Source organism: Kitasatospora sp. NPDC001225 (assembly GCF_053597855.1).
On sequence record NZ_JBSFJC010000112.1, the window covers coordinates 15,813 to 27,079 of the forward strand.

Sequence of the window (11,267 nt, forward strand, 5' to 3'; positions counted from 1 at the left end):
GACCGCTGAAAGGCTCGGACCGGGGCTCACGGCAGCAACAGCCGCGTTCCCGGCGGTAGTTCGCCGTCCCGGGCGGCGTCGCGCAGGTGCGCCAGCAGGGTGTCCCGCAGCGCCTCCGCCGCGCGGGTGAGCGGCACCTCGTGGCCGTGGGCGACGGCGATGGTGCGGCCCAGTCCGGGCCCGGCGAAGGCCGTCACCGCGAGGCCGGAGCGGGCGGCCACCATGCCGGGGACGACGGCGGGCCCGATCCCGGCCCGGACGAAGCCCAGCACCGCGTCCATCTCGCCGCCCTCCACCGCGAACTCCGGCTCGAACCCGGCCGCCCGGCAGGCCGCCAGGGTCGCCTCGCGGACGTCGTAGCCCTCCCGGAACATCACCAGCGGCCGGCCCTTCAGCTCCGTCACCCGGACCTTGCGCCGGGCCGGCCGCCCGGCCGCGACCAGCACCAGCTCCTCGTGCAGCAGCTCGGTGACCGCCAGCGCGGGCTCCTGCTCGCCGCTCGGCCGGGTGATGGTCAGCGCGAGGTCCAGCTCCCCCGCCGCCAGCCAGCCGACCAGGTCGCGCGAGCCGCCCTCGCGGACCACCAGCGCCACCCCCGGGTAGCGGTCCCGGAAGACCCGCAGCACGTCCGGCACCAGGCTGGTGCACAGGCTCGGCGGTGCGCCCAGCCGGACCCGGCCGCGGCGCAGCTGCACCGTCTCCTGCACGGCCAGCCGGGCGGTCTCGGTGTCCGCGAGGATGCGCCGGGCCAGCGGCAGCAGGGCGTCCCCGGCGTCCGTGAGCGCGATGTTGCCCCGGGTGCGATGGAACAGCTCCGCGCCCAACTCCCGTTCCAGGGCCCGGATCTGTTGCGAGAGTGACGGCTGCGCGACGTGTGCCGCCTCGGCGGCCCGGGTGAAGTGCCGGGTCTCGGCGACGGCCAGGAAGTAGCGGAGTTGCTGGAGCTGCACAGGGCCAGGATAGGCCGCACCGATAGCCCATGCCTATCGTCACGAGCCGCATCATGTCTTGGACGTACCCTCGCCGCCGTCCCTACCGTTGCTGCCATGACAACCGCGACTCGGACGGCCCGGCATCCGTCCACCCTGGCGACCCTGTGGCGGTCGACCGTCGGCAAGAAGGCGGTCATGGCCGTCACCGGACTGGCCATGCTGCTGTACCTGGTCGCGCACATGCTGGGCAACCTCAAGGTGTTCTTCGGCCCGGACGACATCAACGGCTACGCGGCCTGGCTGCGCACCATCGGACAGCCCTTCCTGGGCCACGAGTGGTTCCTGTGGATCGCCCGGGCGGGCCTGCTGGCCGCCGTGGTGCTGCACGGCGTCTCCGCGTACCAGCTCAGCCGCCGCGACCTCGCGGCCCGCCCCAGCCGGTACGTGCACAAGCGCCGCCGCGCGAGCTACGCGACGCGGACCATGCGCTGGGGCGGGGTGATCCTGGCGCTGTTCATCGTCTGGCACATCCTCGACCTCACCACGCTGACCGTGAACCCGGGCACCGATCACGGCCAGACGTACCAGAACATCGTGGCCTCCTTCGGCCGCTGGTACGTCGACGTGTTCTACGTCGTCGCGATGCTGGCCGTCGGCCTGCACATCCGGCACGGGTTCTGGAGCGCCGCGCAGACCCTCGGCGCCAACAACGCCCGCCGCGACCGGGCGCTCAAGCTGGTCGCGAACGGCCTGGCGCTGGTGCTGACCGCCGGCTTCCTGTCCGTCCCCGTGGCCGTGATGACCGGAGTCGTGAAGTGAGCAGTGGTGGCCGTGATGACCGGAGTCGTGAAGTGAGCAGTGGTGGCCCGAGGCGTGAAGTGAGCAGTGGTGGCCCGAGGCGTGAAGTGAGCAGTGCTGACCGGAGCGGTGAAGTGAGCAGTGGTGACATGAGCTACCTGGAGTACACCCTCGGCGAGCCGGTCGCCGACGCCAAGGCCCCCGCCGGGCCGATCGAACAGCGCTGGGACCAGCGGCGGTTCGACGCCAAGCTGGTCAACCCGGCCAACCGGCGCAAGCACACCGTGATCGTGGTCGGCACCGGCCTGGCCGGCGGCGCGGCCGGCGCCACCCTGGCCGAACAGGGCTACCATGTGGTCCAGTTCTGCTTCCAGGACTCCCCCCGGCGCGCCCACTCGATCGCCGCCCAGGGCGGCATCAACGCGGCCAAGAACTACCGCAACGACGGCGACTCGGTCCGCCGGCTGTTCTACGACACCGTCAAGGGCGGCGACTTCCGGGCCCGCGAGTCCAACGTGCACCGGCTGGCCCAGGTGTCGGTGGAGATCATCGACCAGTGCGTGGCCCAGGGCGTGCCCTTCGCCCGCGAGTACGGCGGCCTGCTGGACACCCGGTCGTTCGGCGGCGTCCAGGTCTCCCGGACCTTCTACGCCCGCGGCCAGACCGGCCAGCAGCTGCTGCTCGGCGCCTACCAGGCGCTCTCCCGGCAGGTCGCCGCCGGGAACGTGGAGCTGCACCCGCGCACCGAGATGCTCGACCTGCTGGTGGTCGACGGCCGGGCCCGCGGCATCGTCGCCCGCGACCTCGTCACCGGCGAGATCCGCTCCTACACCGCGGACGCCGTGGTGCTCGCCAGCGGCGGCTACGGCAACGTCTTCTACCTCTCCACCAACGCCAAGAACTCCAACGCCACCGCGATCTGGCGGGCGCACCGGCGCGGCGCGTACTTCGCCAACCCGTGCTTCACCCAGATCCACCCGACCTGCATCCCGCGCTCGGGCGACCACCAGTCCAAGCTCACCCTGATGAGCGAGTCGCTGCGCAACGACGGCCGGATCTGGGTGCCCAAGGCGAAGGGCGACAACCGGCCGCCCGGACAGATCCCGGAGGAGGAGCGGGACTACTACCTGGAGCGGATCTACCCCTCCTTCGGCAACCTGGTGCCGCGCGACATCGCCTCCCGGGCCGCCAAGAACGTCTGCGACGAGGGCCGCGGCATCGGCCCCGGCGGCCAGGGCGTCTACCTGGACTTCGCCGACGCGATCCGCCGGCTGGGCCGGGACGCCGTCGAGGCCAAGTACGGCAACCTCTTCGAGATGTACGAGCGGATCACCGCCGAGGACCCGTACCGGGTGCCGATGCGGATCTACCCGGCGATCCACTACACGATGGGCGGGCTCTGGGTCGACTACGACCTGCAGACCACCGTCCCGGGCCTGTTCGCGATCGGGGAGGCCAACTTCTCCGACCACGGCGCCAACCGGCTCGGCGCCAGCGCCCTGATGCAGGGCCTGGCCGACGGCTACTTCGTGCTGCCGCCCACCATCAACGACTACCTGGCCCGCCACCCGCTGCCGGCCGTGCCCGCCGACCACCCGGTGCTCGCCGAGGTGGAGGCCGAGGTCGAGGACCGGCTCAACCTGATCCTCGCGGTGGACGGCGACCGCACCCCGGACTCCTTCCACCGCGAACTCGGCGAACTGCTCTGGGACGAGTGCGGGATGGCCCGCGATGAGGCCGGGCTGCGCCGGGCGCTGGAGCGGATCCCGCTGCTGCGCGAGGAGTTCTGGCGCCGGATCAAGGTGCCGGGCACCGGGCAGGAGCTCAACCAGTCGCTGGAGAAGGCCAACCGGCTGGTCGACTACTTCGAACTGGCCGAGCTGATGTGCCTGGACGCGCTGCACCGCGCCGAGTCCTGCGGCGGCCACTTCCGCACCGAGAGCCAGACCCCCGACGGCGAGGCCGCCCGCCGCGACGAGGACTACTCCTACGCCGCCGCCTGGGAGTTCACCGGCACCGGCGCGGCACCCGTCCTCCACCGCGAGGAACTCGACTTCGAGTACGTCCACCCCACCCAGCGGAGCTATGCATGAACCTCACCCTGCGCATCTGGCGCCAGGCGGGCCCGGACGCACCCGGCTCGATGACCACCTACCGGGTCGGCGGGATCAGCCCGGACATGTCCTTCCTGGAGATGCTGGACACCCTCAACGAGGAGCTGATCACCCGCGGCGACCAGCCCGTCGCCTTCGACCACGACTGCCGCGAGGGCATCTGCGGCGCCTGCGGCATGGTCATCAACGGCCAGGCGCACGGCCCCGAGCGCACCACCACCTGCCAGCTGCACATGCGGCACTTCCAGGACGGCGACACCATCGACGTCGAGCCCTGGCGGGCGGCGGCGTTCCCGGTGGTCAAGGACCTGGTGGTGGACCGCTCGGCCTTCGACCGGATCATCGGCTCCGGCGGCTACATCACCGCCCCCACCGGCAGCGCCCCCGAGGCGCACGCCACGCCCGTCCCCAAGGAGACCGCCGACACCGCCTTCGAGCACGCCGAGTGCATCGGCTGCGGCGCCTGCGTGGCGGCCTGCCCGAACGGCTCGGCGATGCTCTTCACCTCCGCCAAGGTGGTGCACCTCAACGTACTGCCGCAGGGCGCGCCGGAACGGGCCGCCCGGGTACGGGACATGGTCTCGGCCATGGACGCCGAGGGCTTCGGCGGCTGCACCAACACCGGTGAGTGCGCCACCGCCTGTCCCAAGGGCATCCCACTGCCCAGCATCGCGGCGATGAACCGGGAGTTCCTGCGGGCCGCCCGCGGCTGACGACTCCCCCACGACGGTCGGCCCCTCGCTCTGGTGCTCAGGCGAGGGGCCGACGCTGTTTGTCCGACGGGCGTGCGGCGGCGGTTCGCGCTACCCGTACGGGTGGTGGATCGCCCGGGGCCATGCTTCCTGACGGGGAATCGCGCTACGGTGGTGTCCGCTACGGAAGGACGGCATATGCCCGAGGTTCAGTCCTGTTCCGGTTGCGGCGGGTCCGGGGGGACCCAGAAGACCGAGGCCACGGTCGAACTGGACGAGGAAGGAAGCATGGTGCCCAGTGTCCACACCTTCTGGTCGCCCTGCGGCCGGTGCCACGGATCCGGAACGGTGATCGTCGGATGAGGTTCGTCTTCGAATGCGTCGAGTGCGGTGGGCACTACCTGCCGCCCGAGGAGATGGTGTACCCGGACGGGCCGGCCTCGCCGGTCTGGTGCACCGCCTGCCAGAGCGCCAAGCGCGCGGCCGGCGTCCGGGAGGACCCGCTGCTCGCCCGGGTCGCGCTGGCCGCCGCCCGGGCCGCACTGGCCCGGCGGGCCGCGGAGGCGGCCGAGCAGCCCGCCCGCCCCGACGTCCGCCCGTCCCGCCCGCCGCGGTCCCGCCGGGCCCGCTCCGGCCCCGGCGTGCTGCGCGGCAAGCTGGGCTGACGGCCCGCGGGACGACGGGTCGGCGGGACCAGGGCCGGGGCACACGAACCGACGGTGCGTCAGTTATCCGCCACGACAATGAACTTGTGCGGACCCGGAGCCTGCTGGCACATTATCCTCCCTCGCACGACAGCCTTGGGGGACATGGCCATGCAGCCGACCGATCCTTCCGATTCGACCCGGGCCGGACAGACCGGCTCCTTCCCGTTCGTTCCGCCGCCTCCGCCCGGCGGGCCGCCGACACCGGCCCCGTTCGGGCCGCCGCCGCCCACCACCCCGCCGCCGGCCTTCACGAGCGGTCCCGCTGGCACCCCGACCACCACCCGCGTCGCGGTCACCAACCGCATCCTCTGGATCGGGCAGGCCGCGTACCCGCTGGCCAACGTGGCCCGGGTCGGCACCTCCCTGATCGTGCCCGGCCGGCGCCGCGCGCTCCTGCGGCTGCTCGCCTTCGGCCTGGTCGTCTTCCTGCCGGTGCTCGTGATCGCGCAGGCCACCGACGGATCGTCCTCGGACTCCGGGTCCGGCACGCTGCTCCTCGTCGCGATGATCCTCGTGGCGCTCTACTTCCTGATCTTCACCTGGCCGGTGCTGCGCCGGCCCGACCTGTACGTGCTGGCCGTGGACACGGCCGGCCCGCCGACCGCGGTGCTGGCCTGGCTCACCGCGGAGCCGGCGTTCGAGCTGCAGGCCACCATCACCCGCGCGATCGAGAACCCGCAGGCCGAGTTCCAGCAGATCGTCCAGACCATCAGCGTGGACCTGCGGCAGTACCAGTTCGGCGACAGCGTCAACATCTACGGCGGCCAGGGGAACACGGGAGTCAGCAAGTGAACGACAACGAGCGTCCGGACGTCCAGTACGGCGACCGCGTCACCATCCACGGCGGCAGCGGCAACGTCGGCATCCAGCACAACAACGGGGCGGTCGGCGACCAGGCGCTGCCGCCGGAGGTCGCCGCGCTGTTCGCCCGGCTCGCCGCCGTGGTCACCGACCTGGCCCGGGACGGGCGGCTCCACGAGGCGGACCGACAGAGCCTCGCCGAGGCCCTGCCGGTGCTGACCAGCCCCGCCGCCGAGGAGCCGAGGAGCCGGCGCAACACCCTGCTGCTGCTGGCCGGCCTGGCCCAGAGCGTCGGCGAGGCCGCCGCGCCCGCGCTGGGCCTGGCGAACCAGCTCCTGGCCCTGCTCAGCGGCTGACCGACCGACCGGCGCCCGCCCGCTCGCGGGCGCCGGCCTACGCCGCGCCCCTTGCCCCCGTCTCCGCCGCCGTCTCGGTGAGGAAGCGTTCCACCAGCTCGGCGACGGTCTCCGGGGCGTCCTCGGGGCTGTAGTGGCCGACGCCGGGCAGTTCGACGGCCCGGCCGCGCGGGAACGCCTCGGCGAACAGGGGCAGGAAGTGCCGGGCGGCGAGGGTGCGGTCGGCCGTGCCCCAGAGGGCGAGCGCGGGCAGGGCGGCGAGCGCCGCGCGGGCCTCGGCGCCCGGGGTCTCGAAGGTGTGCGCCCCGGTGGCGAAGCCCTTCGCCCAGCCGATCGCCCCGGCGGCCTCCGCGGGGGACGGGAAGGCCGCGCCGTAGGCGGCCAGCCAGGTGTCGGTGATCAGGGCGTTGTTCTCGAAGCCGTTGAGCTTCAGGGTGCTGAGGACGGTGTGGCGGAGTTCGCCGAGGACGGCGTCCAGGCTGCCGTCGGCGTGCGCCCGGGCGATCCAGCCGAACCACGGGGACTCGGCCGCGTTGGCGGCGAGCGCCGCGGCGAGGCCGGGCTGGCCGAACGGCGTGGGCCCGTTGACGCTCACCACCCGGGCGATCAGCTCCGGGCGGCGGACGGCCAGGCCCATGCCGACCGGCCCGCCGAAGTCGTGCAGGACCAGGGTGAGTTCGCGCAGGCCGAGGTCCAGGACGAGCGCCTCCAGGTTGTCGACGTGGTCCTGCAGCCAGTAGGTCCGGTCGGCCGGGGTGGCGCTCTTGCCGAAGCCCATGTGGTCGGGGACGACCACCCGGTGGGTCGGGGCCAGGCGGCGGACCAGGTCGCGGAAGAGGTAGCCCCCCAGGTGGGTTCGCCGTGCAGGCAGAGCACCACGGGGCCGGTGCCCTCGTCCACGTAGTGCTGGCGGAAGCCGGCGGCGGTGCTGAAGTGCGGCCGGTACGGGAAGGTGCCGTCGAAGGTCTCGTGGGCGGCGATCATGGTCGGGCTCGCTCCAAGGTGGTAGCAACTTAAAACCGCAAGGCCGAGGCTAGGCCTTGCGGTTTTATTACGCAACCATGCTGGTCGGAGTGGTCCCGAGTGGTCTCAGAACAGCGCCTCCTGGGTGTCCGGCTCCGGCGGGCGCAGACGCTCCTGGAGGACCAGGCCCTCGGACCCGCGGCCGGTGACCGGGCTGAGCGTCCAGCCGGTGAGCAGCCGGGTGTCCAGCAGCAGCGGTCCGGAGCCGTCCGTCTGGTCCAGGAAGAGGTGCCGGCCCACCGGCGCGCGGAGCCGGCCCGCGAGCACCGCGCCGTCGGCCAGCCCGGCGATCTCCCGGTACGCCTCCGGGGCGCCGCCGGCCAGCCCGTAGCGCTCGACGTGGTCGACCACCGGGCGGTCGGCGAGCAGCTCCACGGCGTGGCCGTCCAGCAGCCGGTGCGCCCGGGCGCGGGCGTCGCCGAGCACCGTACGGCGGTACGGGACGTCGCCGTGCGACCACCACTGCTCGGTCTTGATCCGGGACTTGTACCGCTCGCGGGCCAGGCCCGAGGCGGCGACGGTGAGTTCGGCGCGCCGGACCGCCGGCAGGGCGCCGCGGGCGGTGAACGCGTAGGCCAGCGCGCCCTGTTCGAGCAGCCGGCTGTCGCCGCGCTGCTCGGCGGTCAGGCCGACCTTGAGCAGGCCCTCGCCGAACCAGGCGAGGTAGAGCAGGTAGGTGCGGCCGTCGTCGAGGATCTGGTCCCGGGCGAGGGCGAGGCCGCGGTCCACGCTCTGGCAGGCCGGGCACTGCGTCGCGCCGCCGCCCGGGTCGATCACCGCGTGGTGCGGGCAGGGCGTGCGCTCCGTCGCCCCGGCCAGCCAGGCCCCCACGCAGCGGCGCGGGCCGCCCAGCAGCCAGCCGACCTCCACCCCCGGCGCCACGGCGCGCTCGTGCACCTGCGCGCCGCGCGCGGCCCCGAGCACGGCGCGGCCGTCCCGCCAGCTCAGGCCGGTGGAGACCCAGCCGGCGGGGCGGGCCCGGTGCTCGGGGGACTGCGGGGGCTGCGGGGGCTGCGGGGGCTGCGGGGGCGGCGGGGGGATCGTCACGTTTCTCCTGGCTGTCGGTAGCCGACGAGACTACCCGGTGCCACCGACAGGCCGGGCGGCCCGGCGGGGCCACGCCCCTGCCACCCCGCCCGCCGGCCCCCTCGACAGGGCGTCAGGTCCGTGGCGGCCGGCCCCTCCTCCCCGCCCGAAAGCCCCGCAGGTCACCGGCGCTTGGCCGGGCGGGGTGTTCACGTTCTATTGTGGCGGGCGCGGTCGGCGGCGCGGTCGGGAGGCGGTGCCGCGGCGGCCGCATCGGGCGCGAGGCGAATGGGGTGGGCGGACGGTGTCGGGGCGGCGGAGCAGCGGGGTGCTGGCGATCTGGGCGGAGGCGCAGCGACAGCAGCAGCGCCGGGAGGAGGCCCGGTGGCGCGCCGAGGCGGCGGAGCAGCGCCGCCGGGAGCGGGAGCAGCGGGAGGTGCAGAAGGCGGCGGCCCGCGGCGAGCGCGAGGCGCAGCGCGCCTACCAGCAGTCGCGGGAGGCGGAGGTGGCCCGGCGGACGGCCGAACTGGACGCCCGGGTCGAGGAGTTGCGGGGGCTGCTGGCCGCCGGGCTGGCCGCGCCGGCCTTCGGCCCGCAGGCCCTGCTGGCGCCGCGGGCGGTGCCGCCCTTCGATCCGGGGCCGCTGGGCGAGCCGGTGCCGATGCCGGACCAGTCCTCGGCCCGGTACTTCGTGCCGCCGCCGGACCCGGTGCAGGCCCGCAACCCGGGGGTGCGGCAGCAGTACGAGCAGTACCTGGCCCAGGCCCGGGCCCGGTTCGAGCAGGACTGGTACGCCGCGCAGGCCCGGGAGGTGGACCGGCAGCACCGGCTGGCCGCGTACCACCAGGAGTACCTGGCCGGGGTCGAGCAGTCCCGCCGGCAGCAGGAGGAGCTGGCCGCCCGGACCGAGGAGCTGCTGCGCCGGCTGCGGGCGGGCGAGCCGGAGGCGGTGCAGGAGTACTTCACGGCCGGTCTGTACGCCTCGGCGGCCTGGCCGGAGGGCTTCCCGCACCGGCTGGCGGCGGCGTTCGACGCCGGGAGCCGGCAGCTGGTGGTGGACTGGGAGCTGCCCGGGCCGGACGTGGTGCCGGCCGCCGGCCGGGTGCGGTACGTGAAGTCGGACGATCGCGAGGCGGAGGTGGCCCGCCCGGCGACGGAGCGCAAGGCGCTGTACCGGGAGGTGCTGGCGCAGTCGGCGCTGCGGGTGGCGGTGGAGCTGTTCCGGGCGGACCGGGACGGGCTGCTGGACTCGGTGGTGCTGAACGGCTTCGTGCTCGGCATCGACCCGGCGACCGGCCGGGAGGCCGAGCGCTTCCTCTCCACCCTGACCGCCACCCGGGCGGGCTTCGCCGCCCTGGCGCTGGACCGGGTGGACCCGGTGGAGTGCTTCCAGGGCCTGGGCGGCCGACTGTCGGCGCGCCCGGAGCGGCTGGACGAGGTGCGGCCGGACCGGCGGCCGGAGAGCGTCGGCGGGAGCCTGGCCGGGCACGGCGGCGAGGACGAGCCGGACCTGTTCGAGATGGACCCGCTGGACTTCGAGGAGCTGATCGCCGAGCTGTTCCGGCTGCGCGGCTTCCGGGTGATGACCACGGCCCGCAGCGGCGACGTCGGGGTGGACGTGGTGGCCGAGGACCTGGACCCGGTGACCGGCGGCACGATCGTGATCCAGGCGAAGCGCTACAAGAAGACCGTCCCGCCGACGGCGGTGCGCGACCTGGAGTCCACCGTCCGCCACCACGGCGCGATCAAGGGCATCCTGGTCACCACCGCGGGCTTCGGCCGCGGCTCGTACAGCTACATCGAGGGCAAGCCGCTGGCCCTGGTGAGCGGCCCGGAGCTGGTCGCCCTGCTCGCCGAGCAGGGCCTGCGCGGCCGGCTCGGCGGCGACGGCTCCTCCGCCGCCGCCACGGCCGCCGCGAACGACCGGTCCGAGGAGGCGCGCGAGACCGCCCTCACGGTGAGCTGGCAGAGCCGGACGGCCGGCGGGGACGCGGTGGAGCTGGACGTCACCGCCTTCCTGTGCGCCGGCGGCCGGGTGCTGAGCGACGAGCACTTCGTGTTCTTCAACAGCCCGCAGGACCCGGACGGCGCCGTGCGGCTGCACCCGACCCGCTCGGTGCCGGGCGAGCCGACCCGGGCGGCCCGGCTGGCCCTGGACCTGCACCGGCTGCCGGCCGCCGTCGAGGAGGTGGTGGTCGCCGTCTCCACCGAGGAGGAGGACCACCCGGCGCTGCCGCTCGGCTACGTGCACGGGCTGGCGCTCGCCGCCGCGTACGGGCCGGGCGCCGGCGGACCGGACGCCTGGGCGGGCCCGACCGGCGGGGTGCCGGACAGCGCGATGCTGCTCGGGGCGTTCCGCCGGGCCGCCGGCGGCTGGGAGTTCAGCCCGTCCGGGCGGGCGGTGACGAACGGCCTGGCCGGGCTGGCGGCGGCCTTCGGCGTGGCGGTCGAGTAGTCGGCCGGGCCCCGGCCCCTTCCGGAACCGTCCGGAGCCTGCCGGGGCCCTTGGTCCTCAGGGTCCGGCGTCATACCTGAGGAGGAGAAGGCCCCCCGCCGTCCCGCCGGGTCGGCGGGGGCCGACCCTCCGCGTGGCATACGAATCGCATTCGAACAGCTTGGGATGATGTTACGGAGTTAAACATTCCGTTAATCAGCCCGAGGAGTCCACGTGACGTTCCCCGCAACCGCCGTCCACACCGGCCGCGCGGCCGCCCGAGCCAGCAGCCTGAACAAGGTCTACGGGGAGGGGGAGACCCGCGTCGTCGCCCTCGACAACGTCAGCGTCGTGTTCCCCCAGGGCGAGTTCACCGCCATCATG

Annotated in this window: 10 protein-coding genes and 1 pseudogene; 8 read left to right on the forward strand and 3 right to left on the reverse strand. The window is 74.2% G+C overall.

The window, feature by feature from the left end:
• Positions 1-26: 26 nt before the first annotated feature.
• Positions 27-950 carry a LysR family transcriptional regulator gene (locus ACWDCZ_RS29935; RefSeq protein WP_074003639.1) on the reverse strand — a complete coding sequence of 308 codons (924 nt, stop codon included), beginning with the start codon at positions 948-950 and terminating at the stop codon, positions 27-29.
• A gap of 96 nt (positions 951-1,046) precedes the next feature.
• On the opposite strand from ACWDCZ_RS29935, the gene ACWDCZ_RS29940 reads away from it, so the two are divergent.
• The 6 genes from ACWDCZ_RS29940 to ACWDCZ_RS29965 all read left to right on the forward strand — a co-directional run bounded on the left by ACWDCZ_RS29940 (position 1,047) and on the right by ACWDCZ_RS29965 (position 6,400).
• A complete protein-coding gene (locus ACWDCZ_RS29940) occupies positions 1,047-1,751 on the forward strand; it encodes a succinate dehydrogenase cytochrome b subunit (protein WP_049652714.1) in 705 nt (234 codons plus the stop codon).
• Between the two features lie 128 nt (positions 1,752-1,879).
• On the forward strand, positions 1,880-3,823 hold the full coding sequence (locus ACWDCZ_RS29945; RefSeq protein ID WP_380742607.1) for a fumarate reductase/succinate dehydrogenase flavoprotein subunit: 1,944 nt from the start codon (positions 1,880-1,882) through the stop codon (positions 3,821-3,823).
• On the forward strand, positions 3,820-4,557 hold the full coding sequence (locus tag ACWDCZ_RS29950; RefSeq protein WP_049652719.1) for a succinate dehydrogenase/fumarate reductase iron-sulfur subunit: 738 nt from the start codon (positions 3,820-3,822) through the stop codon (positions 4,555-4,557). Before ACWDCZ_RS29945 ends, ACWDCZ_RS29950 begins: the two co-directional genes overlap by 4 nt.
• Positions 4,558-4,895: 338 nt before the next feature.
• The gene (locus ACWDCZ_RS29955) at positions 4,896-5,201 is read left to right on the forward strand and encodes a hypothetical protein (RefSeq protein ID WP_074003642.1); all 306 of its coding nucleotides are present in this window, start codon (positions 4,896-4,898) and stop codon (positions 5,199-5,201) included.
• A gap of 144 nt (positions 5,202-5,345) precedes the next feature.
• A complete protein-coding gene (locus ACWDCZ_RS29960; protein ID WP_416875097.1) occupies positions 5,346-6,035 on the forward strand; it encodes a DUF6232 family protein in 690 nt (229 codons plus the stop codon).
• On the forward strand, positions 6,032-6,400 hold the full coding sequence (locus ACWDCZ_RS29965) for a hypothetical protein (RefSeq protein ID WP_117486582.1): 369 nt from the start codon (positions 6,032-6,034) through the stop codon (positions 6,398-6,400). Before ACWDCZ_RS29960 ends, ACWDCZ_RS29965 begins: the two co-directional genes overlap by 4 nt.
• A 37-nt stretch (positions 6,401-6,437) precedes the next feature.
• Here the strand turns inward: ACWDCZ_RS29965 and ACWDCZ_RS29970 are convergent, their stop codons facing one another.
• Both ACWDCZ_RS29970 and ACWDCZ_RS29975 read right to left on the reverse strand, forming a co-directional pair.
• A complete protein-coding gene (locus tag ACWDCZ_RS29970) occupies positions 6,438-7,412 on the reverse strand; it encodes an alpha/beta fold hydrolase (protein WP_449817460.1) in 975 nt (324 codons plus the stop codon).
• A 77-nt stretch (positions 7,413-7,489) separates the two neighbouring features.
• Entirely contained in the window at positions 7,490-8,470 is a 981-nt protein-coding gene (locus tag ACWDCZ_RS29975) for a DUF2797 domain-containing protein (RefSeq protein WP_449817461.1), read from the reverse strand.
• Positions 8,471-8,777: 307 nt separating this feature from the next.
• Between ACWDCZ_RS29975 and ACWDCZ_RS29980 the strand changes: the two genes are divergently transcribed.
• Both ACWDCZ_RS29980 and ACWDCZ_RS29985 read left to right on the forward strand, forming a co-directional pair.
• Positions 8,778-10,904 (forward strand): restriction endonuclease, encoded by a 2,127-nt coding sequence (locus tag ACWDCZ_RS29980; RefSeq protein WP_449817462.1) that lies wholly within the window; start codon positions 8,778-8,780, stop codon positions 10,902-10,904.
• A gap of 213 nt (positions 10,905-11,117) precedes the next feature.
• Positions 11,118-11,267: pseudogene (locus ACWDCZ_RS29985) on the forward strand (ABC transporter ATP-binding protein); the annotation flags it as partial.